Source organism: Methylophilus flavus (assembly GCF_042678905.1).
GTDB classification, from domain to species: domain Bacteria; phylum Pseudomonadota; class Gammaproteobacteria; order Burkholderiales; family Methylophilaceae; genus Methylophilus; species Methylophilus flavus.
On the sequence record NZ_JBHTLN010000001.1, the window covers coordinates 577,237 to 601,154 of the forward strand.

30 protein-coding genes are annotated in these 23,918 nt (G+C 48.2%); 12 read left to right on the forward strand and 18 right to left on the reverse strand.

The window, feature by feature from the left end; genetic code table 11:
• Positions 1-2 precede the first annotated feature (2 nt).
• The 3 genes from dinB (at position 3) to ACFQ2T_RS02690 (ending at position 2,171) form a co-directional block, all read left to right on the forward strand.
• Positions 3-1,157: a DNA polymerase IV gene (gene dinB, locus ACFQ2T_RS02680; protein WP_379030123.1), complete on the forward strand. Its 1,155-nt coding sequence runs from the start codon at positions 3-5 to the stop codon at positions 1,155-1,157.
• 97 nt (positions 1,158-1,254) lie between these two features.
• Entirely contained in the window at positions 1,255-1,587 is a 333-nt protein-coding gene (locus tag ACFQ2T_RS02685) for a DMT family transporter (protein ID WP_379030126.1), read from the forward strand.
• A 56-nt stretch (positions 1,588-1,643) separates the two neighbouring features.
• On the forward strand, positions 1,644-2,171 hold the full coding sequence (locus tag ACFQ2T_RS02690) for an SRPBCC family protein (protein WP_379030129.1): 528 nt from the start codon (positions 1,644-1,646) through the stop codon (positions 2,169-2,171).
• Between the two features lie 54 nt (positions 2,172-2,225).
• Here the strand turns inward: ACFQ2T_RS02690 and ACFQ2T_RS02695 are convergent, their stop codons facing one another.
• The 4 genes from ACFQ2T_RS02695 to ACFQ2T_RS02710 form a co-directional block, all read right to left on the reverse strand.
• Complete coding sequence (locus tag ACFQ2T_RS02695; protein ID WP_379030132.1) at positions 2,226-2,705, reverse strand: nuclear transport factor 2 family protein; 480 nt, start codon at positions 2,703-2,705, stop codon at positions 2,226-2,228.
• 11 nt (positions 2,706-2,716) lie between these two features.
• Entirely contained in the window at positions 2,717-3,091 is a 375-nt protein-coding gene (locus ACFQ2T_RS02700; RefSeq protein ID WP_379030134.1) for a DsrE family protein, read from the reverse strand.
• A gap of 138 nt (positions 3,092-3,229) precedes the next feature.
• A complete protein-coding gene (locus ACFQ2T_RS02705; RefSeq protein ID WP_379030137.1) occupies positions 3,230-4,111 on the reverse strand; it encodes a LysR family transcriptional regulator in 882 nt (293 codons plus the stop codon).
• Positions 4,112-4,367: 256 nt separating this feature from the next.
• Positions 4,368-5,171 (reverse strand): MipA/OmpV family protein, encoded by an 804-nt coding sequence (locus tag ACFQ2T_RS02710; RefSeq protein WP_379030140.1) that lies wholly within the window; start codon positions 5,169-5,171, stop codon positions 4,368-4,370.
• A gap of 426 nt (positions 5,172-5,597) precedes the next feature.
• On the opposite strand from ACFQ2T_RS02710, the gene ACFQ2T_RS02715 reads away from it, so the two are divergent.
• Together ACFQ2T_RS02715 and ACFQ2T_RS02720 are read left to right on the forward strand one after the other, a co-directional pair.
• Positions 5,598-6,047, forward strand: coding sequence for a hypothetical protein (locus ACFQ2T_RS02715; protein WP_379030143.1), 450 nt, complete (start codon positions 5,598-5,600; stop codon positions 6,045-6,047).
• A gap of 12 nt (positions 6,048-6,059) precedes the next feature.
• Positions 6,060-6,527 (forward strand): hypothetical protein, encoded by a 468-nt coding sequence (locus ACFQ2T_RS02720; RefSeq protein ID WP_379030145.1) that lies wholly within the window; start codon positions 6,060-6,062, stop codon positions 6,525-6,527.
• A 22-nt stretch (positions 6,528-6,549) separates the two neighbouring features.
• Here ACFQ2T_RS02720 and ACFQ2T_RS02725 read toward each other — a convergent pair whose 3' ends face one another.
• Complete coding sequence (locus ACFQ2T_RS02725) at positions 6,550-7,029, reverse strand: hypothetical protein (RefSeq protein WP_379030148.1); 480 nt, start codon at positions 7,027-7,029, stop codon at positions 6,550-6,552.
• Positions 7,030-7,290: 261 nt separating this feature from the next.
• On the opposite strand from ACFQ2T_RS02725, the gene ACFQ2T_RS02730 reads away from it, so the two are divergent.
• Entirely contained in the window at positions 7,291-8,061 is a 771-nt protein-coding gene (locus ACFQ2T_RS02730; protein WP_379030151.1) for a hypothetical protein, read from the forward strand.
• An 81-nt stretch (positions 8,062-8,142) separates the two neighbouring features.
• On the opposite strand, the gene ACFQ2T_RS02735 is transcribed toward ACFQ2T_RS02730, so the two are convergent.
• Positions 8,143-8,862, reverse strand: coding sequence for a siderophore-interacting protein (locus ACFQ2T_RS02735; RefSeq protein WP_379030154.1), 720 nt, complete (start codon positions 8,860-8,862; stop codon positions 8,143-8,145).
• Positions 8,863-8,903: 41 nt separating this feature from the next.
• Here ACFQ2T_RS02735 and ACFQ2T_RS02740 point away from each other — a divergent pair, with 41 nt between their 5' ends.
• The 6 genes from ACFQ2T_RS02740 (at position 8,904) to ACFQ2T_RS02765 (ending at position 13,971) form a co-directional block, all read left to right on the forward strand.
• The gene (locus tag ACFQ2T_RS02740; RefSeq protein ID WP_379030157.1) at positions 8,904-9,371 is read left to right on the forward strand and encodes a MarR family winged helix-turn-helix transcriptional regulator; all 468 of its coding nucleotides are present in this window, start codon (positions 8,904-8,906) and stop codon (positions 9,369-9,371) included.
• Between the two features lie 301 nt (positions 9,372-9,672).
• The gene (locus tag ACFQ2T_RS02745; RefSeq protein ID WP_379030160.1) at positions 9,673-11,430 is read left to right on the forward strand and encodes an ABC transporter ATP-binding protein; all 1,758 of its coding nucleotides are present in this window, start codon (positions 9,673-9,675) and stop codon (positions 11,428-11,430) included.
• Positions 11,431-11,468: 38 nt separating this feature from the next.
• Complete coding sequence (locus ACFQ2T_RS02750; RefSeq protein ID WP_379030163.1) at positions 11,469-11,975, forward strand: DUF1993 domain-containing protein; 507 nt, start codon at positions 11,469-11,471, stop codon at positions 11,973-11,975.
• Complete coding sequence (locus tag ACFQ2T_RS02755; RefSeq protein WP_379030166.1) at positions 11,941-12,645, forward strand: class I SAM-dependent methyltransferase; 705 nt, start codon at positions 11,941-11,943, stop codon at positions 12,643-12,645. The genes ACFQ2T_RS02750 and ACFQ2T_RS02755 overlap by 35 nt, the downstream gene beginning before the upstream one ends.
• A gap of 149 nt (positions 12,646-12,794) precedes the next feature.
• Positions 12,795-13,424, forward strand: a complete 630-nt coding sequence (locus tag ACFQ2T_RS02760) for an HAD-IA family hydrolase (protein ID WP_379030168.1) — start codon at positions 12,795-12,797, stop codon at positions 13,422-13,424.
• 139 nt (positions 13,425-13,563) lie between these two features.
• Positions 13,564-13,971 (forward strand): DoxX family protein, encoded by a 408-nt coding sequence (locus tag ACFQ2T_RS02765; RefSeq protein ID WP_379030171.1) that lies wholly within the window; start codon positions 13,564-13,566, stop codon positions 13,969-13,971.
• Between the two features lie 104 nt (positions 13,972-14,075).
• Here ACFQ2T_RS02765 and ACFQ2T_RS02770 read toward each other — a convergent pair whose 3' ends face one another.
• From ACFQ2T_RS02770 to ACFQ2T_RS02825, 12 genes are all read right to left on the reverse strand, one after another.
• Positions 14,076-14,783: an HAD family hydrolase gene (locus ACFQ2T_RS02770; RefSeq protein WP_379030174.1), complete on the reverse strand. Its 708-nt coding sequence runs from the start codon at positions 14,781-14,783 to the stop codon at positions 14,076-14,078.
• A gap of 652 nt (positions 14,784-15,435) precedes the next feature.
• On the reverse strand, positions 15,436-16,332 hold the full coding sequence (locus ACFQ2T_RS02775) for a dienelactone hydrolase family protein (protein WP_379030177.1): 897 nt from the start codon (positions 16,330-16,332) through the stop codon (positions 15,436-15,438).
• Positions 16,325-16,870 carry a GNAT family N-acetyltransferase gene (locus ACFQ2T_RS02780; RefSeq protein WP_379030180.1) on the reverse strand — a complete coding sequence of 182 codons (546 nt, stop codon included), beginning with the start codon at positions 16,868-16,870 and terminating at the stop codon, positions 16,325-16,327. The genes ACFQ2T_RS02775 and ACFQ2T_RS02780 overlap by 8 nt, the downstream gene beginning before the upstream one ends.
• A gap of 54 nt (positions 16,871-16,924) precedes the next feature.
• Positions 16,925-17,443, reverse strand: a complete 519-nt coding sequence (gene pyrE / locus ACFQ2T_RS02785; RefSeq protein ID WP_379030183.1) for an orotate phosphoribosyltransferase — start codon at positions 17,441-17,443, stop codon at positions 16,925-16,927.
• A gap of 30 nt (positions 17,444-17,473) precedes the next feature.
• On the reverse strand, positions 17,474-17,899 hold the full coding sequence (fosX, locus tag ACFQ2T_RS02790; RefSeq protein ID WP_379030185.1) for a FosX/FosE/FosI family fosfomycin resistance hydrolase: 426 nt from the start codon (positions 17,897-17,899) through the stop codon (positions 17,474-17,476).
• 15 nt (positions 17,900-17,914) lie between these two features.
• The gene (locus ACFQ2T_RS02795) at positions 17,915-19,075 is read right to left on the reverse strand and encodes an LLM class flavin-dependent oxidoreductase (protein WP_379030188.1); all 1,161 of its coding nucleotides are present in this window, start codon (positions 19,073-19,075) and stop codon (positions 17,915-17,917) included.
• Positions 19,076-19,094: 19 nt separating this feature from the next.
• Positions 19,095-20,156, reverse strand: a complete 1,062-nt coding sequence (locus tag ACFQ2T_RS02800) for an LLM class flavin-dependent oxidoreductase (RefSeq protein WP_379030191.1) — start codon at positions 20,154-20,156, stop codon at positions 19,095-19,097.
• 254 nt (positions 20,157-20,410) lie between these two features.
• A complete protein-coding gene (locus ACFQ2T_RS02805) occupies positions 20,411-21,220 on the reverse strand; it encodes a class I SAM-dependent methyltransferase (RefSeq protein ID WP_379030193.1) in 810 nt (269 codons plus the stop codon).
• Complete coding sequence (gene pyrF / locus ACFQ2T_RS02810) at positions 21,204-22,052, reverse strand: orotidine-5'-phosphate decarboxylase (protein ID WP_379030196.1); 849 nt, start codon at positions 22,050-22,052, stop codon at positions 21,204-21,206. Before pyrF ends, ACFQ2T_RS02805 begins: the two co-directional genes overlap by 17 nt.
• Before the next feature lie 183 nt (positions 22,053-22,235).
• Positions 22,236-22,916 (reverse strand): HAD family hydrolase, encoded by a 681-nt coding sequence (locus tag ACFQ2T_RS02815; protein ID WP_379030199.1) that lies wholly within the window; start codon positions 22,914-22,916, stop codon positions 22,236-22,238.
• Positions 22,916-23,392 (reverse strand): GNAT family N-acetyltransferase, encoded by a 477-nt coding sequence (locus tag ACFQ2T_RS02820; RefSeq protein WP_379030202.1) that lies wholly within the window; start codon positions 23,390-23,392, stop codon positions 22,916-22,918. Before ACFQ2T_RS02820 ends, ACFQ2T_RS02815 begins: the two co-directional genes overlap by 1 nt.
• A gap of 12 nt (positions 23,393-23,404) precedes the next feature.
• Positions 23,405-23,914, reverse strand: coding sequence for a bifunctional diaminohydroxyphosphoribosylaminopyrimidine deaminase/5-amino-6-(5-phosphoribosylamino)uracil reductase RibD (locus ACFQ2T_RS02825; protein WP_379030205.1), 510 nt, complete (start codon positions 23,912-23,914; stop codon positions 23,405-23,407).
• Positions 23,915-23,918 lie beyond the last annotated feature (4 nt).

Here is a 23,918-nt window from a genome sequence, read left to right on the forward strand (position 1 = left end):
CCATGTGCGATGTAAATGCACGCCGCATTGCCCATATCGATATGGATGCATTTTTTGCCTCCTGCGAATTATCGCAATATCCGGAATTGCGCGGACTGCCTGTCGTTGTCGGTGGTCGTGCCTCGGATACGCCCCAGTTGAATGAAGACGGCACGCATGTTTTCTCACGACTGCGGGATTATGTGGGCCGAGGGGTGTTAACTACCGCGACTTATGAAGCCCGTGCGCTGGGCTTGCATTCGGCCATGCCTACCATGCGCGCCGCGAAACTGGCTCCAGATGCCATTATTCTCCCGGTTAATTTCAATTTATACCGGCGCTATTCGCGACTGTTTAAAGAAGCTATCCGTTCGGTCAGTCCGGTGATCCAGGATATAGGCATTGATGAAGTTTATGTAGATATCACCATGCTGGATGAGGATTCGCTGACCATTGCGCAAAGACTGAAAACTGCCGTGCTTGAGGCCACCAGCCTCACCTGTTCAGTCGGCATCGCGCCTAATAAGTTACTGGCCAAGTTATGTTCGGATATCCAAAAGCCGGATGGCATTACCATTATCAATATGGAAGATCTGCCCACCCGCATCTGGCCGATGCCCGCGCGCAAGATCAATGGCATAGGCCCCAAGGCCAGTGCCAAGCTTGAATCACTGGGAATACAGACCATAGGCGAGATTGCAACGTTGCATGAAGCCTGGCTGACACAGCATTTCGGGCAAAGCTACGGTAAATGGCTGTACCGGGTATCACGTGGGCATGACGACAGACCGTTGGTGACCGAGAGCGAACCAGTCTCGATGAGCCGTGAAACCACCTTTGAACGCAATTTGCATGCTGTGCGTGATAAACAGGCATTGAGCACTGCGTTCACCCAATTATGCGAACGGGTTGCCGATGATCTGCAGCGCAAGGGTTATGTGTGCCGCAAGATAGGCCTGAAGCTGCGCTTTGATGACTTTAAAACCGTCACCCGCGATCTCACCCTGCTCAAACCTGTGGCCGATGCACAATCGATACGCAAAGCTGCAGGCAAGTGTTTAAAAAGGATTGATCTTGACCGCACCATACGCTTGCTCGGCGTGAAAGCCAGCGGCCTGGAACGGCCTGGCAGACAGCCAGGTGAAGAGTCCGAACAGTACGCATTTAATTTTGACTAACCCGGTTACTTATTTTCTTGCGTCAGCTTGATAGCAGGACTTTAGCAATATTCCATCTACATAACTTTATCTTGATTTTTAGCTTAACGGAGAACACATGAAGTACTGGCTCTATCTGGCAATTGCAATTATTTCCGAAATTACGGCTACTTCCAGCCTGAAAGCCAGTGAAGGCTTCACACGCCTGCTGCCTTCAATAGCAGTAGTCATTGGCTATTCACTATCGTTTTACTTCCTGTCACTGACTCTGAAAGCGATCCCGATCGGCATCACTTACGCGATTTGGGCAGGCCTGGGTATTGTGCTGCTGGCGATTGTCGGCTGGGTGTTTTATGGGCAAAAACTTGATACCCCGGCACTGATTGGGATGGCTTTTATCCTGGCAGGCGTACTGATAATGAATTTATTTTCCAAAACAGTCTCTCACTAAGCAATGCACCAGGATATGTTTAAACACCAATCAACAATAATCTAGAGGAGAACTGAATGAAGGCTTTATTCACATCGTTAGTACTTGTCGCCGGGTTTATTCCTGCGGCCAGCCATGCAGCGGCAGAAACACTCAAGCTGGAAGAGTCTGTCGAGATCAATGCCAAGGCAGATACTGTGTGGGCAAATGTCAGTAACTTTGGCGACCTGGGTTTGTGGCATCCGGCCATTAAAACCACGCATATCTTGAGTGGTACCCCTAACCTGCCTGGCGCTATCCGCTTGCTGACCTTGCAGGACAATACCCAGGTGAAAGAAGAGTTACTTACTTTCAGCCCGGCGCAAAAAACCTTTAGCTACAAAATCCTTGAGGGTGTGTTGCCGGTGAGCAATTACCGCTCAACCATCACGGTGAAGGCGCTGTCTGACAGTAAATCCAAAGTTACCTGGAGTGGAGATTTCAAACGTAAGGATCTTTCCGATAAACCAGTCGCTAACCAGACAGATGATGACGCGGTTAAAACCATGACCGTGGTTTACAGATCTGGTCTGGATAACCTGAAGAAGATTTCTGAAGGCAGGTAATCACTGTCAGAATATAAGCAAAGCCCGGTAATAATTACCGGGCTTTATTTTTTGCTAGAGTCCTAATTCACTCAAGCCTGGATGATCATCCGGGCGCCGCCCCAGCGGCCAGCGAAACAAACGCTCGCTTTCTTTGATCGGCAGGTCATTGATAGAAGCAAAGCGGTTGATCATCAGGCCATCCGGGCCAAACTCCCAGTTCTCGTTACCATAAGAGCGAAACCAGTTGCCAGAATCATCTTTAGACTCATAGGCGTACCGCACCGCAATCCGGTTTTCGGTAAAGGCCCATAATTCCTTGATCAGGCGATACTCGAGCTCCTTGTTCCACTTACGCTCAAGGAATTGCTGCGCCTGCTCACGGCCGTTGACAAACTCGGCCCGGTTGCGCCATTTTGTATCCAAGGAATAAGCGAGAGCCACTTTGGCAGCGTCCCTTGAATTCCAGCCATCTTCAGCCAGTCGCACTTTTTCAATCGCGGTTTCGCGGTTAAACGGTGGCACGGGTGGACGAAAGGATGGGGTCGATGTCATGTCTTTTTCTCCTAAAAAGTAAATATGGTGTATCCCTGTGCTGTCAACTGGGCAATGCTTGGCAGGCCAGAGGTGCCAGGTACACGATTATCCTTGACCAGCTCAAAGCCATTCTTCTCAGCGGCCTCACGAGCGCCGAAAACATCGGCACACCCGCATGATACGCCAGCAATGGTGTCAGAAACAGCGCTATAGAGTGCATGCAAAGCATGGTCTTGCTGGCTGACTATTCCTGCCCAGCGTGTACCGGTACCCTGGAAATAAACGGCGACTTCAGTGTCATGCTGTTTGAAATCATACGCGGCGGCCAGTCCGTTAAATGCACGCCCCAAGGCTTCTTCTCCGCCATGTGTCGGGTCTGAGAAAATAATAATCGCTGCTTTCATTTTTGGTCTCCTGATCAAGCGGGTTGTATTTCACTGTCGTTTGTTAGACGAGTGCATTCTACAAATCCGCTCAACAGGAAAAAACCACCCGGCGAGAAATTGATTATTTCGTTGGGCGCAACATGGGTATCAACATGGCTATTTAAGATTAGGATGATTCCGTAGATGATTAGCGATGCCATCAATAAAGGCACGCACTTTTAGAGAACCTAATTTATCTTCGCGGTGGACAACATGGATAGGCCAAGGTGACTCTTCATAGTCTTCAAGTATCAGTGCCAAAGCCCCTCGCTCAACCTCACTCTTCACCTGATAAGACAGCAAGCGCGTAATTCCCAGTCCGCCAATGGCGGCCGCCAGAGCGGCGTCATTGCTCGACACAATCAGCCTGGGCTCCATGCGTATTTTTTTTGAGGTTTTTGCTGCGCCAAAACCCCATTCGACCTTGGGCGAAATAGCGTTTGCAGAAATGATGGCGTGTGCAGGTAAGTCGTCAGGCTGTTCAGGCACGCCATGCTTTTCAAGATAGGCCGGGGAAGCACACAATACCCGTCGCACCTGACCAACCTTAATCGCACGCAATGATGAATCCGGCAATTCACCAATGCGGATCGCGACATCGATACCCTCTTCCACCAGGTTAGTCACGCGGTCTACAAAATGCGCGATGACTTTTACTTTGGCATATTTCTGCATGTAGTCGATGATGCTGGGCATCACATATAAGCGCCCGAATAGCACGGATGCCGTCACAGATAGCGTGCCGTGCGGTTCAGTATTGGAGCCTGAAACCGCCTCATTGGCTTCAGAGATACTGGCCAGTATCGCTTTGCTATCTTCATAATACTGGTGGCCGGCATCGGTTAAACGGATATTGCGTGTGGTACGCTGGATCAGCTTAACGCCTAACTGCTCTTCAAGTGCCACAATGGCACGCGTCACGGCTGCAGGTGAGATATCCAGTTTCCGTGAGGCGGCAGCAAAACCGCCCTCTTCTTCCACTGTCACAAACACGCGCATAAGATGAATCTGGTCTATGGCTGTTTCTCCTGACGAATGAAGGTATTGCGGATTAAGTGGGTGTCTCGCTTTGATTATTTCATAGAATGCGAGCATCAACAACGACGCAACCGGCAAGTGATATCTGAATGTTGATAAGGGTCCGAATGATGAACTGGTATGATAAAAGACCAACCACCCTTACCAACATTGTTGATGCGTGATAGGCGGTTGGCCTGTTTTGTTACAGGATTGAAACCTGATGGGGAGTGGCGTTTTAAAAGCCGATGGAATAACCCACGTACCCCAGTGGTTGAAAACGTGTTTCCACAATCGGGCTATCAGCCTGCTGATTACCCAAACGATTGGCAATCAGCCCGAAAAACACGGCCTGATCAGCAGTCACACTATAAATCCCATTAACGCCCAGTTGCAATTGCGTGCCCGCCTTAGCCTGATAGGCTGGGCGATCGGCGCGAACTTCATCGGCATCGACGCCAAAGTAATAGTCATTAAATTTGCGGTTGTTCCATTGCACGCCAACCAGGCCATTCACGCGGAACCGCTCAGACCGGTAAAGGCTGCGGATAAATTGTAGCTGCACATTCTGGCCGTTGCTGGCACCGCCGGCATCGAATCCCCATTGTGCGTTGATGGTGCCGTAATCTGTCTGCCAGCGTAGCACGGGGCCGACATCTACAGAAAAATCACGGTCGTTCATGCCTTTGGTACGGCTGCTGTCATCGGCATCCCAGCCAAACCTTGCATCGGCAGACAAGCCCATCCGGATACGTTTGTCATCAGACTCCAGTAACCAGACGCCAGCCTGCAACCCATTGATATAAAAGCGCTCGCCATAATTGGCATTGATGACCGGCAAGATCAGCATGCGCTGATCTTTGGAGCCCGAAGTTTTTGGAATCACACCAACGCCCAGGCCATACATATTTTTCTGGCGCGGCATGGCAGTTTCGGTCTGCCTGTCAATATTGGTTTCTGCCAATACTACCGGGCTCACTAGCAACATGCTGACAAGGCCTAGTGCGTGATTGAATGGTGCTAATGATTGTTTGCCTGGCATGTTCAAACTTCTTCTCCGAATTCAAAGGCTTTAATTGATATCCATGTCATCTTAAATTGGATTCTGCAAATCACATTAACCACAGACGCCATATCTGTAAAGAAGTTGCTTAAATACCAGTGTATTTTTAACTGGAAAAACCGCCCTTAAATAGCTCCAAAAAAGTCAGCTTACATCACACCATGAGTCTAATCAGGAACTTTTATTTGCATATCACCTTTCTAGTTAAAAAACCAGCTAAGTGATTGGATATTCAAGCAAAAACCAGGCTTCATCTTCCTCGGTCAATGTAGGTTTTTGTACGAATATTCCTACACGATATTCAGCCAAAGGTGTATGGAGCCGAATTTGATAAATCAGCATTATTGAGCCTTCATTGAAATAAATGCATTTCACCAAATTAAAAAATCAGAGGGAGGACACAAAATGTCACAATCTTCAGGCACAAACAGCGCTACAAGCGCGATCTCACTAGCTGCAATTACTGCTGGCGCTGTAGCTGCCGCAGTAGTGATTATGTCAATCGGCTCCATCGTAACCATTATTTCCATCGGTGCATCTATCAATCCAGGTTCGCAACAAACGGCGTCTAATTTCATTGATAGCAATGATGGAATTCAGAATGTAGCTGTTTTACCAGTTGCAATGCAAGCCACCAATACTGGCAACTTCTATAAAGTTAATAAAAAGAATAACAAAAATAAAAGCTTTTATATTGATGCCATATTGCGTGAAGAATCTCACACTATTTCACCTGACTCAGAACAGAACAATATTGAGCCAAAACAGCAACAACCTAAACTTTCAATTAAAGGTAATCACGTTTTTGCCAGCTTGAATGCTGAAGAGACGCATGCTGAGCTCGCTGCAGCTTAACCAAAACTTCAAATGCGCAGGCTAATTTCAGCGTTGATAATCATCAGCAGTTTTTTAACTGCTGATTTGTTATTGGCTGCTGAAACGGCTAAGGCGCCACATGTAGCCTTTTCCAGCAAATATCGTAATGTCGATTATTTCTTTACCGATAGAGCCGAAGCAGAAGCCATCGCTGATGGTGCCAATTATGACTTCGCGATTCGTGAAGTTGGCTGGGACCTCATCTCAGCCGTAGGGCGCGCTTGCAGCTCAGTGAGAAATATCCAGGCGATTTTCATAGACAGGATTAATTTCAAGGAGCGTCATTCATTGGTTGTGCTTGGAGTGCTGGCCGACCTGGAATTCCTGGCATTCAATATTGACAGCGCCCTGCCGAACAACACCCTGAAAGAGTTAATCAGCGCTTTCGAGCGTGAGCACGTGTCCGTCATACGACTGGCAGAGGCCAGTAGCGTTGAGTTGTTGATCTCCGGCAAATAAATTTTTCACACTGCCATCCTGCCTATATTGCGTAAATATTGATCAGGCTGCGCTCTTGTGTCTGCTCACAAATCTGGAAATGAATAAAATAAGTATTTCCCACCTTGATAAATTTGGTCGCATCCATCAGGTCATCAAGCGTTAACACCGGATTGTCGCTCATATGCGTAGCAAGGGTGACATTACCGTTAGCCAAGCTGAAGGTAATGCTCTCAGTGGTAATACCACTCTCACTGCGCTGAACACTTTTAATTTTGGCTTTGCTTACTTGCTGCTGGCAATCCGGCATCACTTCCTCAAGGTTGATCAAGCCGACCACAGACGATTTATTTGGCGTGACTTTACCGGATGTTGGTTGCTTAATAGCATTCTTCTCAACAGGTGTGCTAATGATGCGGGCGCTATCACTGGCGGCAGTTGAAAATGAAGAAGCACTTAGAAGAAATGCACCCAAAGCAAGTAACTTTAAGCGATCCCGCTGCAGACCTAAAGAAAACGTCATGGCTTAACCTTTTTTATTTTTTGTGATTTATTTTAATTGAGCGCTGGAGAGGGTTTTCCCATGTTTATTCCAGGCATCAATTTCCCCTCATGAGTTTACAATAAAGACTGTGAAATTGTATGCGCAGCATTGACTTCTTCACCCTCAACGCTAGGCTAAAAAGGCCTCCGAAGGTGCAAAGTACTTGAGTCATGAAGACTTTTAAGGCATTGTGGGCGATTAAATAAAATCGGTATGATCCAAAAACATTGGGATAAATGAATGAGTAGCACGCATCACCCCGAAAAAGCCTGTGTTGAGCGAGAAAACAAATCGCTTTCAAGCAGAAACAGCAAGCCCATGCAGTCACCATCTTTTCAAAATGGCATCATGGAAATCGGCAAACTGAATATCGTATTAATCGGTCTGATTATAGTGATCCTGGCCGCCCTGATTTCACAGGAAGAAGTACCCACAGCCCCGCTGTTGAACCAGCCCGTACGTGTACAAACCGTGACGACACCGGAAATAGCGGCGCTGGATGCTCAAGACAACGCACCTGCGGCTGTAGAACAGGTGGAGCCACCAAAAACCGAATTAAAAGCGCCTTCTAAATCCCGAAAAAAACGTGAAGCAACTGCACCGGCTGCTGAATATAGTAAGCCAGCAGAATTCGTCGCTGGAAATCCATCAACCAGTGCAGAATCTACTCCTGAAATTAGTCACAGACAGGAACCTGAGCATGTGCTACAAAAAGAACCATCAAGAAACATTCTGGTGTTCAATCTCTGGAGCCTGTCTGAATTGAGACTGCGCAGTACTTTTACCAAGCTGATTAATGATGGTTCGGCACCAGCCGCGATTCTGGATACAAGGAAAAAGGAATACCTATCATTTGTGAATAAAAGAACGCATAAATGTGGTGAGTTGAACAACAAGTTCGCAAGTAACATTAATACGGTGGAAAAGTTAACTTTCAAAGAAAAGGATGTGGAAATTTTAGAATGCCACACCTCGGAAAATACCACTGAATTAAACAGATTAAATGAATGAATTCCGCACGGCTCATACTCATCTATTCTAAGTATCCAATTTCATAATTAATGCATCGTCTGGATGACTAGCAACAGTAATCTAGATTTTTTCATGGAAATTTGCCGCGCCCTTTTTCCAGTAAGCGGCCGCTTTCATTAGCTCTTTCGCTTGTCCTTTTTCTAGCAGGATATCCCTGACCTGCAAAGCAAACGCATGCTCGCCAGCTACCCAGCTGAATCCTTCACCAGCCGGTAAAGCAAGCCCCTCTACCAGTGTGACTACCTCCTGGTGCGTTTCAACCCATGTGATTACTTGACTGTTCAATGTTTCAAATTTGCGCCGGTCATTCACATGCTCAACCTGAATAAAAGCCATCATTTGGGCATCTACCGGCAATTCTTCAAGCCTGCGTGCCAATGCTGGCAAACTCGAAGAATCTGCGATCAATAAATGCCAATCGAAATCCCTGGGAATCACCATGGAGCCTTTAGGTCCGGCAATCACTGCGCTATCACCTAGTTTGGCATTTTTGGCCCAATCAGAAGCATCGCCATGCGCATGCAATGCAAACTCAATAGCTAATTCTTGCGTTGCGGTGTTGAAACTGCGCGGCGTGTAATCCCGCCGGACCGTTTCACCCGCCGCGTTAGTAAAGATAAATTTAATATGGTCATCAAACGACAGGCTATTGAATTGGGCAAGCAAGGGGCCGGTAAACACTATTGTGATAAAGCCTTCACTGGTTCTTTCTACACGCGACACCACCACTGACCTTTGTTGCAGCTCAAAGCGGACTCTTTCAAAGTGACGTTTTTTCAAGACAGTTTCCATGATGTGTTATTTAGTTGATAATATCAACTATGATGAATAAAAAAGTAGACAAAGTCAACCATAATCCGGATGATAAGCATCAGGTGTTCGAAACCATTCATCGCCTGATGCATCATTTCCGCGCGCGCCAATACCGGTTTATCCAGGAAAGCGGCGTGGACCTGACGCATATGCAACACAAGGTGCTGGGATTTTTCGCCCGTCATCCTGATGCGACATTGAGCGATATGGTGTCGTATACAGGTAAGGACAAAGCGCAAATCGCCAGGTTGATTACAGAAGTACGCAGTAAAGGGTTGCTGGATGCCAAGCCGGATGAATCGGATAGAAGGATTTCAAGGCTTAGCCTGACGCCTGAAGGCATTAAGGTATTTGAGAGCCTGAAGACGTCAGAAAGAGAATTGTCTGAATTGGCCGTACAAGGGTTAAGTGAAGAGGAATACAAAACGCTGCTGATTTTGCTGGCCAAAATCAAAAGTAATATCTCAACAAACTAACATCTACGCGCCCTCTTCAGCTGACTTCTGAGTTTTGGTGTTTTAACGCAATGAGGGGCATATCCCCCCCTTATTTCAAGCCCCCAACCCTGCCCTTGAGTTACAAGAAATACTTTCACCGATTGCTGAAAAATCAACACTTGGCAAACATCAAGTGCACATGCATCAACATTTAGTCCCCGCCGTAAAGTTTAGCCACGTTGATTTCATTCAGGAAAAACATGGCACGAAGTTTGATAGTGCTTACGGTTGGATTAGGGACAACCCTTTTCATTGAAGTAGTTTGAAAGAGAAATCATTTATGAAAAACGTATGGCGTGCCATTCAGTTTATTCCCGAATATAAAGGGAAAGTCGTCGGTGTCATCCTGGTAGGCACCGCGCTCGGATTTATCAATACCGCCACACCTTACATCTACAAATTTATCGTCGATGTTATTTCCCGCATGTTTTCCGGGGCGATCACCCAGGCAGAAGCCACCTGGAGCGTGACCGTTTTACTAGGCGTATTTTTCGCCTTGCGTCTGGGCGTCGTTATTTTCGGTGCAATTCAAAACAAACAAGCGGATGACCTTTGGCTGGATACCGTCAGCACCTTCCGCCAGCGCGTATTCGACAATATGACGCAAAAGTCTATCGACTATTTCGAGAAAACCCGTGTCGGCGAAATCATGGACAGGTTTGGCACCATTACCAGCATTACCATGTGGCTATCGTCGCTCACCGAAGGCACGCTGTCTGGCCTTCTGCAAATGCTGTTTATCCTGACCGTGTTACTGCTTAAAGCACCGGTGATTGGCCTGATCATGACCGTGGTGCTGGGCATCAACTTCTGGATTTCATACCGGACAGTAGGCTGGACCCATAAACACCGCCGCGGCTGGCAGGCATTAGCGGGCCGGATGACAGGTTTACTGGCAGAAATGGTCGGCAATATCGCCACGGTGAGAAGCTTTGGCGGTGAGCCAGCAGTAAAACAACGCTATGACAACACACAAGCAGAGTGGCGCATCGTGCGCGACAACCTGCATAAAACGCAGTGGAAATCTGAACAGGGCTTGAATGTCGTCAATACTTTTGGTGTATTTGCCGCCGTGGCACTGACAGTGAATGGCGCCCTGAAAGGCGCTTATACCACCGGTGACATCCTGTTGGTATTAACCCTGAGCCAGAACCTGATCAGTACCATCGCCCCGATTTCGCGACAGGTTAACCAGGCCAGTGAAATCGAGAGCAGCGCCGAGCGTCTGATAGAACTGCTGGATGTAGAAGCGGAACATCATGACAAAGCAGATGCCATCGTGCTCAGGCAGCTGGAAACCATCACTTTCGAGAATGTCACCTTCCGTTACCCGGGCAAAGAAATCAGCGCGCTGCAACAAGTGTCTTTCCATATTTCGGCTGGACAAACGCTAGCGCTTGTAGGCACCAGTGGCAGTGGCAAAACGACTATTGTGAAACTGCTGATGCGCTTTTACGACCCGACTGAAGGGCGTATCCTGATCAACGGCATAGATTTAAGGGATTACCAGCAGCGCAGCATACGTGCCGTGATGGGCGTTGTGCTGCAAGATGTCGCCCTGTTCAACGACAGCATAGGCGAAAACATTGCCTTTGCCCGCCCCAGTGCAACGACAGAGGAAGTGATTGCCGCAGCCAAGGCAGCACATGCCGATGAGTTTATCCTGCACCTGGACCACCAATACGAAACCCTGGTCGGCGAGCGTGGCATCAAGCTGTCAGGCGGTGAGAAACAACGCGTCGCCATTGCCCGAGCTATCCTCAAGGATCCGCAACTGATTATCCTGGATGAAGCCACCAGCGCGCTGGATTCCGAATCCGAACACCTGGTCCAGCAAGGGCTGGAGCAACTGGTGTCAGGCCGCAGTTCAGTGATAATTGCGCATAGGCTAAGCACAGTGATGAACGCAGACATTATCCTGGTGCTGCAATATGGGCGTGTGATTGAGAGAGGCGCACATGATGAATTGCTGGCAGCCCAAGGCCTGTATGCCCGGCTATTTTCCCTGCAATCCAAAGGCCATCTGGCAGTCGCCTAAGCCTGATTTTAACTTTAACTACGAATGGTGATCTCAATATGAGCATTTCTCTTTATCAAGTATCCGTCCCGGTATTTATTAAATTTCTCGGCAATTTATCCCTGATCCTGGATAAAGCCACCGCCTTTGCCGCCGAGAAAAAGATAGAACAAAGCGTGTTGCTAGAAACCCGCCTCTACCCAAATATGTTTACCTTTGGCCGCCAATTGCAACGCGTCGCCGATCACGCCACAAGTTATTCCGCCAGACTGGCCGGACTTCCGCCCCCTGTATTTGACCTGCCATTAACCACCATTGCTGACTACCAAGCCCTGATCAAAGCTTCAATCGAATTTTTGTCAGGCCTGGAAGCCAGCCAGATTGACGGCCAGGAATTACGTGAAATCTCCATCCCGCGTGGTACCGAAGTAAGAGTGGTGCAAGGCCAGACGCATTTGCTGAACAATATCTTGCCTAACTTCTACTTCCATCTGACCACGGCTTATGCGGTGCTGCGAAATATTGGGTTGGATGTTGGCAAGCAGGACTTTTTGGGTCGGCCGTAATTTTACATTGCAACATAAGTTCACGCCCATACAGTCCTATTACGCCTCGCGTGCAAGTGAATATGATGCTGTTTACGAGAAGCCGGAACGTCAGATTGATCTGCGCTCAATTGAACAATGGCTGCCATCGATTTTACAAGGCAAGCGTATTTTGGAAATTGCCTGCGGCACAGGTTACTGGACACAATTTATTGCGCCTGAAGCCTCTTCTATTTATGCAATAGATAGTGCTGAAGAAACGCTACAAATCGCCAGACAGAGAATTCCAGCAAGTAATGTATCGTTCGCTATTGATGACGCATACGCGCCAAGAACAGATGAACGCACTTTTAACGCTGCATTTGCCGGTTTCTGGTTTTCGCATGTTCTCATTGAGCGGCAGATCGAATTTCTCACCGGGTTGAATAAAGCATTGCAGCCAGGCGCAAAAGTCTTGCTACTGGACAATGTTTTCGTTGAAGGAAGCTCGTCAGCTATCTGCGAACGCGATAAGTTTGGCAATACTTACCAATCGCGAACGTTGGCCGATGGCTCCAGACATAAAATCCTCAAAAACTTTCCCAGCGCTGACCAATTACATGCACTCGTCGCAAATGGCTTGGGATGCTTACCTCGGTATACATCGTGGCACTTTTTCTGGGCATTTGAATATGTTGTACCCGAGCATTAAGTTTTTGTAAGCTAAAACTGAGATATGACTTCATCGATTCCTAATCAATTATTAAAGCTTGCTTTGTTGGCTAGACGGTTTGCAGAAACGAATAAAGTAGGCTTGCTCAAAGCAAGTGCCGGCATCACAGCAGTTTTGAAAAATAGTATATGTCACGATTGCTTGTAATCTTCGATCTTGATGGCACTCTGATTGACAGTGAAACGCTTTGTAATCAAGCATTTCTTGATTTAATCCCATCACTCAATGAAACGGTTGAACAACTCGTTGATCAATTCCGTGGAAAAAAATTAGCGGAAATTCTCAGCGAAATCGAACGCAAAATTCCGTCGTCATTACCAGAAAATTTCGAACACATTTACCGGCAAAGAGTGGCGGATGCTTTCGCGACTGAGCTAAAACCAGTTAAAGGCGTGCCGGACATGCTGAAAGCACTGGAACTACCCTTTTGTATTGCATCGAGCGGGCCTTCTGAAAAAATTAAACATGCGCTTGCAGTGACAGGGCTGACACCGTTTTTTGGGGAGCGATATTTCAGTTCTTACACCGTTGTCTCATGGAAACCCGACCCAGGATTGTTCCTGTATGCAGCAAAGGCAATGGGATTCGCGCCAGAAAACTGCATAGTGATAGAAGATAGTGTCATTGGACTCGAAGCAGCAGCCTCTGCGGGTATGCATGCATTTCACTATGCGCCACAAGCCAAAACAGAAAAAGGTATTAATACGTTTTCCAGCATGTCTGAATTGCCATCTATTCTTCATGAGTTGACTTGCTAATCTACATCTCTGTGCGCATACCCTGTGTACTATGAGCAAGGGTGGCAGAAAATAAGCTCATCTCACTAAGCGAACCACGCACTAAAGTGCCCTCCTTCTGTCAGACGTTCATATTCTCACTTATTGTCACGGACCTAATATGTACATAGAAAAAGCAGGTAACGGCAACCTTGGACTGGCAAGAGTCTTAGGTCTGAGTTTCGTGTTTATATGGTTTTTCATTGGCGGCCTCGCTCACTTTCTGTTCACTGATCTTGAGGTGAAAATCGTACCGCTCTGGTTACCTGAACATAGGTTGTTAGTGCTTGTCAGCGGCGCATTCGAGTTAATAGGTGCGATAGGCATTTTATTTAACCGCACCCGGCGTATTGCTGGCTGGGGCCTGATTCTTTTAACCATTGCAGTGACGCCTGCCAATATTTTCATGTGGCAAAACCCTGGCCAGTTTCCAGAGGTTCCTTATTGGGCACTCACCCTGCGTTTACCGCTGCAGTTATTGCTATTGGCTTGTATCTGGTGGTCAACACGTGCGCCTGAAAAAGGATAGCTATAACCTCAGGACAATAAAAAAGGCAGACCTTTTCCAGCATGTCAGAATTACCATCTACACTTCATAATATGGCGCGAATAAGTGCAAGCTGAACTACGAATCTAAAAGGTTGCCGAGTCGAGTTTAACGCGCAGAATGTCAGGTAGTTTATGTAGGTTTAACAATTCAGGCATCTCAGCATGATGGTTGCGGACAAGAATCGCTGCGAGCCCGATTGATTGTGCACCCAGAACATCAGCCTCATAGCTGTCACCTATCATAATCACGTTTGCATCCTGCGGTAATTGTTTCAAGACATATTGAAAAGCAGCCGGGTTAGGTTTCTCAAAGCCTGTAATCGCAGAGGTGTAAATTGATTGAAAATGTTCGGTAAGCCCAAGACTCTCAACCAGCGCGGGTAACTCAGGAACATGATTGGATAATATAAGGTGCTGCCAGCCGTCCTTTGATAATTGCTTCAGCGTTGGAACAGTGTCTTCATACACTTGCCAGCCTGTTGGATCGATGTAGCGCATACGAGTGTTAGGAATGAGTAAAGTAGCTTCCGCTAAGGAGAGCTGAGCCCCTTTAACGAGCGCTTGAATGAGTGTGCTTTCTAAATTTTCCCACCAGGCTTCTGCAGTCAGAATATGTTCATGTGTAATTTCTGGGGTATGCCAAGGAAACCCGGTTGAGAGGTGCGGGCTAAAGTGATGACGTTGGAAATGTTTGGTCTGCTGGTTTTCATTGACTACATCAGCAAGGCACTGAGACCATAATCCAGGGCGTTCCGCTAGTGTTCCATCAAAATCCCAGAGTAAATAATTCATTGTACGTAGGGTGTTAAGCGGATTATTTAATATCCGCGCCCTCAACCTTTCTGCTGAGTTGAAACATGCTGCAATTGAATCGCCGCTCTAAAATCCTGTAAATCTCTGCGAGAGCAGATATGAAATATCAACTGGTGTTTTGACTGGCAAGTCTCAATGATTTGTGGGCGAACACGCTTAGGGAATAACCAGATTATTTTCAGCAGTGTGGGAATAATGAGGATTTCCGGGCATCGTTCAGGCAGGCCTGGTCGTGAACGGAACAAATAAGGCAGATTTCTGCAACATGCACGCCATAAACAGAGGTATCTTGGAAAGTCTAGAAAGATGACGGTATCTGCAGCCTCTAATAACGCATCTGACACCCCGTCAACAACCCAGGTATCCTGATTCGCAATCAACAATTCCTGTCTAGTACGATCAGACTTTGGCGTTTTTTGCCACTGTGGCTGCCAGACTATCATGTCTAAACCTACGTATGGAAAACCTGTAAAAGTGGCGACCTCCATGGCAAGGGTTGTCTTGCCAGAACCTGCATTCCCAGTGATAAGTATGCGTCTCAAGTTTTTAGCTTATAGTCAGGAAAGATGTTTGTTGTAATCAAGCAAACATCCATCACACCTGGATAGCCTTCCATATCGTATACCGACGATTACTTTCTCAAATATGTATTAAAGAATGCAATGCTACGTTGCCATGCCAGAGTCGCCGCCGCTTCATCAAACCGTGGCGTCGTATCATTATTGAATCCGTGCTGTGTGCCTGGGTAGATATATGCCTGATAGGGAATATTCGCTACCTTTAACGCCTGCTCATAAGGTGGCCAGCTGGCATTGACGCGTTCATCATTTTCGGCAAAATGGATTAACAAGGGCGATTTGATATTTGGCACTAATTCCAAGGATGGCGCGCTGCCATAGAAAGGCACAGCAGCTGCCAGGTCAGGCAGGCGCGTTGCTAGCAAATTTGAAATCCCGCCGCCATAGCAGAAACCGATCACGCCGACTTTGCCGTTGCCCTCTGGCAGCTGTTTCAACCAATGGAAAGCGGCGACAAAATCTTCATGCGCTTTGGGCTGTTCCAGCTGTTTGAATAGCTCACGCGCTGCGTCTTCATCACTTGGGTAGCCACCTAGCGGGAATAAAGCATCTGGTGCAAACACAATGAAGTTTTCCAGCGCAATCCGGCGTGCGATATCTTCAATATGCGGATTCAAACCGCGGTTTTCGTGAATCACCAACACCACCGGCAACGGGCCTTTGACCTCGGCCGGTTTGACCAGATAGCCTTTGGCTTTGCCATAGCCTTTGGGTGAGTCTATCTCTACCGTGTGAGATTGCAGCCTGACGTCCTGGCTGGCAACTTTCTGCGCATGGGCGAATTTCGGGTTCAGTGCGTCCAGCAGCCCGACTGCGGTAAATGCACCGGCAAACCTGGTGGCTTTAGCTATGAATTCGCGTCTGTCTATATCTCCGTGCACCAGCTTGTCGAACAGGCGCAGCACTTCAGGGTGGAAATCGTTTGCCGTGTATTTGAGACTATTAGTCATTTGAATGCTCCATGATGTCGTATCCGTTATTTTCTGTATAAAGCAATGCCATAGAGATCAGGTTTTCAAACTGGCCATCTCTCTTTTCGGCATTGACATGCAATCCTTCTTTGACGAATCCAAACTGCTCATACAGCCGGATGGCACGATAGTTGTGCTGCCTGACGGTTAGCTGGACCCGGGATAAACCCTTTTTCTTAGCCGCAGCCAGTGCCGTTTGTATTAAACGCTTGCCCAGCTGCTTATCCCTATGCGCCTCTATGATACCTATGCCTAATACTCCAACGTGCGCGTAGATCGATCTCTCCAATGGCGTGATATCACACCAGCCTATCACTGTTTTTTCACCGCCATTATCATGCAGTAAAACATAGTGCGGCCAATGGCCGTTGATATTCCTTAGTACAAAGTCACGGGTCATTTCAGCGCTGGGCGGTTCATTGAATGAGAGGTATATTTGCTCTCGCACCACACTGGCAACCGCCGCCGCAAAGCCTTGCAGATGCGCGACCGTGATGCTTGATATCTCATAGCTCATTAAAAAATGTCTACCCTTAAGAATGGTGTACGCTAAAAACGGCTCACCTATGATTCATGACTCTGCCTGCTCTATCTCAGACATAGTCAGCAGCGCCTTCAGCGTCACGCCAGCAGCTTGCAGCGCTTGCTGTCCGCCTGTCTCGCGGTCTATGACGCAGATGGCATAGTCGACTGACAACCCATCTGCTTTCAGCAGCTTGATCGCGTCTAAAATGGCGCCGCCGCTGGAGACCACATCTTCTATCAAGACAAATCGTTTGCCGTTTAATTCGGCACCTTCTGCATAACGGCAGGTGCCATAGGCTTTAGCTTCTTTTCTGATAAATGCGGCAGGCAAGCCCGTTAACTGGCTGAGCATGGTGACGATGGGGATGCCGCCTAACTCCAGCCCTGCCAGTACCTGGGTGCCAGCAGGGATCAGAGGCACCAGCGCCAGGGCGATGTCTTTCAGTAATATTGGATCTGCTTCAAAACGGTATTTATCAAAATAAGTCTGGCTACGTTTGCCCGATCTGAGTAAAAAATCGCCGGACAGTTGGGAGTTTTTTTTAATAGCTATTGCGAGACTCATGAGGAATTCTTCTATGAAGCTTAAGAGTGTTTAGATTAAGGCTTGGCCATCCAGCCCTTTTTGGTAGCTATGCAGCCTTTCTCGCAACGTGCCGGTATGCAGTTCGATCAGGTTGTCATCAAAATCATAAAAATACAGTGACTCGCCTTCGCCAGTGACTCTTGGCCTGGCAGGCTTTATCTCAACGCCCAGGCGTCGCAAACGACTTTCAGCTTGAACCAGATCATCTGCGGTAGCTTGTAAGGCAATATGCCGATAGGATCTGGAGCCCGGTTCGCCTTGCATGACGGCGACCCAGACTCCTCCTAATAAAAAGAACTTTTCGCGGGATAAAGAGAAAGTCTGATCACCACTATCGTAGACTTCTTCCGCACCCAGACCATCAATCCAGATCTTGGCCGTCAGATCGACATCACGCACAATAAACGTGATGTGACTGATACCGGAAATGGCCATGTGTACCCGCCAGGCTTAGGCGACCGCGCGTAAATTACTCGCACCGGTCTTGCCGCGTACCAGTGGCAAGACTTCTTCACCCACGCGGTAAGCTTCTTCCAGGTGTGGCGTACTGGCGAGAATAAAGGCATCCGTACCTAGTTGCACCAGTTCATCCAGTCTAGCGGCCACGTTTTCGTAGCTACCGACAATACCCAGGGTTTGGCCACCACGTAGCAAGCTGAATCCGGTCCAGATGTTAGGCGCCAGGATAAAGTCTTTGTAGCTATTGATAGTCTGTGGTCTCAGGCCACGCTGACGGGTGGCACCCACTGAATCACCGGCATTTTGTGCTTTGTAACGTTCCAGCACTTCTCGAGGAATATTATCAAAGCCACGGCTGACTTCGCGCCAGGCTTCTTCTTCCGTAGGGCGGGCCACGATGTCTACACGTATCGAGCACTTGATCTTGCGACCCAGATGATCGGTACGCTCTTTCACGCGCGCAAACTTGTCTTTGATCTGTTCAAACGGTTCGAGCCATGTCAGGTAGTAATCTGCATGTTTGGAAGCTGAAGCCAATGCCGCATCAGAAGAACCTGAGAAATAAATCTCAGGGTATTCCTCTTTAGACAGCGGGTCTGGCAGGCCAGCATCTTCGACTTGGTAAAACTGGCCGTTGTAAGAGAACGGGCCACCCGCCCAGATGCCTTTCAATACATCCAGGAACTCGGTGGTGCGGCCATAACGGTCATCATGTTTTACAGGATCCCCCCACCACAATTGTGAGGGACCGCCGCCGCCAGTAATCACGTTATACAGCGCACGGCCACCGGTAGCACGTTGCAAGCTGGCAGTCATGCGCGCAGCCGTGACCGGATTCAGGAAACCAGGCTGGAACGGGATCATAAAACGGAAGTTCTTGGTCTCACGTGCCAGAAAGGCTGAAATCACCCAAGGCTCATCCGTATTGGGGAAAGAAGGAATCAAGCCACCCTGAAAGCCGGAGATTTCTGCGGCACGCGCGATCTCTGCCAGATAATCAATATAAGTGAAGCCATCATCGCCACCGCCGCTCAAGCCGCTCAGTGTCTGGTTATCATTGCCGGGGAACCAGTCACCACGAAATGGTGAACGCGCCCGGTGTGATGTGGGCTCGCCGTGGGTTGGAATTCTCCAGAAAACATCTATTGTCATTTTTATCTCCTCAATAATCCTAGGCAGCCTGCTTTTGCGCCGGATTGGTTAACTCGCGCACCAATGGCAAGACATAGCTGCCCACGCGGTAGGCTTCTTCAAAGTGCGGTACGGCGGCTAGTACGAATTGCGTCACGCCCAGATTGGCATAAGCAGCCAGGGCGGCGGCCACTTCATCATAACTGCCGATTAGTGAAGCCTTGGCGCCAGTGAAACGCTCGGCAAATCCTGACCACAGCACAGCAGCATCATTTTTAGGAATAGCGGCATCCGTCTGGCCAAGGAATCGCTTGGCATCCGCCACCGCTTCTTCACGTGTTTCACGCGCCAGCACATCAATGCGCAATGCAAATTCAGGATGACCTTTGGCGGCTTTCTGGTATTGCGCAATCTGTTGCGCAATGAGTTGATGATCGGCCGCATCCAGCACGTGTACATCAGCATGTTTGGCTGAAAGCGCAAGCTGCTCAGGCGAATTGCCGCTCAGGTAAACGCGAGGTACTTCACGGTTAGCTAGTGGCCCTTGAAAACCACCATCCTGTACTTCAAAAAAGCGCCCGACAAAGTTGAACGGGTAAGTCGTCAATACGCCTTTGGCAACGGTGATGAACTCATCAATCCGCGCCAGGATATCTTCTTTAGGAACGAAGTCACCCAGCTGTTTACGCGTATGCTCATCGCTGTTGCCTTCGGTAATGTGCCAGGCAAAACGGCCACCGGTATAACGCTGAAAACTCACAGCATTTTTTGCGGCATATACGGCGGAACCCCTGGAAGCATCAAACTGTGTCAACAGGCGTAAACGCTGCGTGCTTCTGGCAATATAACCAGCAACAATCCAGGGTTCTTCCCCATCCGGATTATCCGGAATAAACACGCCGGTAAAGCCGGAGATATCCGCTGCTTTGGTGACCTGGTGGATATAGTCGTAATAGTTGAATGCGTTTTTACGCGGGTCTGTGACGCCGCTACCGAACACCGGATAATGTGGATCAGAAGCTTCTCCGCGACGCTGTTTGGTGGCATCGCCATAGCGTGCATCGCCAGAGGTAGGAAGCTGCCAATAAAATTGATTAGCCATTATTTTCTCCTTCATGAAGTCAGCACAAACCTGTGCTTTCAATTACGGGCTAACGCATGATTTGCAGTTTTCGTGCCAACATAAGCATCTATTAAGCACTTTAAAATCAAAAAATAACCTTATGTATTTAAAGGTGTTTTTAAATTTTTAGTTAGCGGAGTAATGAATATGACGAGCAAGCTGTTGCCTGAGCAACAGCACTACTATCAAAGGTGTTGGTGAAGCAACTTTAGGATTGAGTTTGTTAACTGCGACTAAAGCGACTTACGCGCCACCACATAGGCATAATCCCCCTGCCCTATGCGGTAGCTATCTGCTACCTGAGAAAAGGCACCCGACTCAATATCCTGCTTTAACCGTTGCAAGCCAGCAGCAAGCTCTGTGTCACAACATAGTGAAGCGAAAGAAGACATATTGGCACGCACCTGAGGGTCCAGGTATTGCTCGGGCCGTGCTTTGCCGGAATACAGAAACAGGTCCTCCAAAGCATTGCTCACGCAAAACGGCACAACGCGCTCAACCTCGAACCCGGCAGCGTGTAATGCGTTGGTCACTGCTGCTTCAGTCGGCATTTGCGCTATGGCACGTTTCATCATTTGTGGGAAGTAATGACACAGCCAGTAGCCGCGCATCTGCTTGGGAAAAGCTGTAAACAACACAAATCGGCCCTCATGCATGACGCGATGGACTTCCCTGAATGATTGATGCAAATCAGCAAAGTGATGGATTGCCAGTGTGCATATCACGCCATCAAAAAAATCATTCGCATATGGCAACGCATTCGCCTTGCCTAATTGCCAATGGATGCTGGAATGATGTGGGTGCTGCTGCGATGCTCTATGCGCACTGGCTTGCCGTATCATGGTTTCCGAGATATCAACACCGTGCCATGCGCCTGCCAACGCGGCCAATGCCAGGGTGTAGTTCCCGCTGCCGCAAGCCAGGTCGAGGTAATCGCCTTGCGCTTGCACAGCCAGCAATTCAGCCAATGTAGCGGTAATGGCGGCATCCGCACAACGGGTCTGGCTGTAACTTAGCCCTATAGTGTCATACAGCGGTTGCATGTTTGTTTCTATGACTATTGATGGCCTGCTTTAATGCCTCAGCCTGCGTTCTCGCTGCTTCGGCAAAGTCCGCATGATTACTTGCATAGAGAATACTTCTGGAAGCACTGATGATGAGCCCAGTGCCATCTGCCGTTTGACCAGCTTTCACGATACTGCCAACATCGCCGCCCTGCGCCCCGGCGCCAGGTACCAGAAATGGCATATCGCCAACAATACTTCTTACCTTGGCGACCTGTTCCGGCCAGGTCGCGCCCATCACCAACAGGCAGTTGTGATTAAAATTCCACTCTGTAGCGGCCAGCTGCGCAATATATTCATACACTGGCTCACCATCTGAATCTGTTTGCTGCAATCGGACTTCCTGTAGTTGCGAAGCTCCTTCATTCGAAGTCTTACACAGCACAATGACGCCTTTATCCTGATAATCCAGGAATGGCTTGACTGAATCGAACCCCATATATGGGTTCACCGTGACGGCATCGACCTGGTAACGCACAAACGCCTCTTTGACATATTGTGTTGCCGTGCTGCCAATATCGCCGCGCTTGGCATCCAGGATGACCGGGATATGCGGATAATTGGATTTAATATAGGCAATGGTTTTCTCGAGTTGCTGCTCCGCACCCAGAGCGGAAAAGTAGGCAATTTGCGGTTTGTATGCACATACCAGATCATGCGTCGCATCGATGATGGCCTGGTTAAACCTGAATATATTGTCAGCGCCTGACGCCAGTGATTTTGGAAAGCGTTCCATATCTGGATCAAGGCCGATACAAAGCAAGGAATCGCTGCTTTGCCAGGATGCTTGTAATTGTTTAATAAAGCTCATAGCTAATGCTCGCTGCGGAATTAGGTTTTCTTAAAATAAAGCGGGAAGAAAGGGATAATCGTCACCCAAAGCCTGTCACGCTCAGGAGTGAGATATAGGCCGATAAAGGCCGCACGCCACGAGAATTCAATACATTTAAATTTCATAGTGTCCCTTTATAAATTGCATATCGTTGCTTAATCCTCATGCTGCATTACCTGTCGCAAGGTGATGTGTATCAAACCTGGAGTCAATTGCCTGTAACACCTCTCTCAAGGTATTCGTCGACGTTACCTCCTCAGGAGCCACACAGTGAAACGCCACCGTATAAAGGCCAGCATTTAATGCACCTTCTATGTCTGCAACCGCGTCATCACCAACGAATATAGTTTCTGCAGCGCTAACACCTAGCTTCTTTAAAGCTCTATCAAAAATCTCGCGTTGCGGTTTACGAACACCTACTTCTTCCGAAATCACAATCGCACTTACTAATGCATCAAACCCCAGCGCCGTGATCACCGAGCGTTGAAGGTCACTGCGACCATTTGTCACAATTCCAACTACTATTTGGCGTGTTTTTAATATCTCGAGAACATACTTGGCATCTGCCATAGGCATTGCAAAGCCTGGATAAAGACCAAGGTACTCTTTCACCAACGCTTCAACTGTAGGACTGCCCATCAACTCGAATTCTTTGATGAGTTGAGAATACACTTCTGTTTTCCAGACCTTGCCATTGGCATCCAGCGCGATGAAACGACTGACAAACCTGTTCAACTGTTTTGGATCAATGCCAAAACGGATAAATTGATCCCTTACAAATGCCACAAGACCTGCAGCGCGATCATGAAGCGTCCCATCAAGGTCAAATAGCACTGCGCGCATTACGAACGACGCCTCTCCATTGCAAGTGCTGCATCATCAAGTTTTGCAACAAATGCCTGCTTACTGTTGGGATCAAACCCCGCAGACTGATAGAAACGTAATATTTCTTCATCCTTGCGTCCGGTGAGCAGCATGGCTTTGTAGCAACCTGCCGACCAGGCATACGTCAGGGCTGATTGCAGAATGGCGTTTCCGTAGCCATGTTTGCGATGCGCTGAATGTGTCACCACATTTTCAATCACCGCATATGGACGGCAACCCCTGGTCAGGTTGGGAATGACAGCAATGGTGCAACTCGAAACCAACTGATCATTCACAAAAACACCGAAATACCGGATGCGGTCATTTGCCTGGATCTCGGCCCACACAGCTTCAACTTCTGATGCAGATGGCATAGGCATATCTGACACATGCAAATGCGCATATAAGCTCAATAGTGCCGGTAAATCTTGCTGTTTAAGATGTCTAAGATTCATGAATTCAGCTAGCTAATACGTCATCGGAGTATCAACATGACTGTCCTTGTCACCATGCCCATAGGACTTGGCTAAATAAGGGCCAATATCTTTTAGCACGCTTTTTTCTAAAACACCTACAGTCACCTCGACGCCCGCTGCTTTAAGCATTTCAATACCTGCGCCAGCATTACGAGGGTCGGGGTCTGGCATAGAGACCACAACACGCTTAATCCCTCTTGTCACCAAAGCTTTGGCACAAGATGGCGTTCTGCCATGAAATGAGCATGGTTCCAGCGTGACATTAGCAATGACGTCTGATAAATCTCCTTCTAGCTGCGAAAGCGCCATGGCCTCTGCATGATATTGCCCGGGTGACTGGGTATATCCGCTGGCAATCACTCGCCCATCCCTGACTAAAACACACCCTATTGGTGGGTTTGGAAGACATTTTGGCAGTGCCTTACGACCTTCCAGCTGCGCCAGTCGCATAAAATGTTTTGCCAGGGAAGGCATGATTGGAAACGTTGAATTTAAACGCATGGTC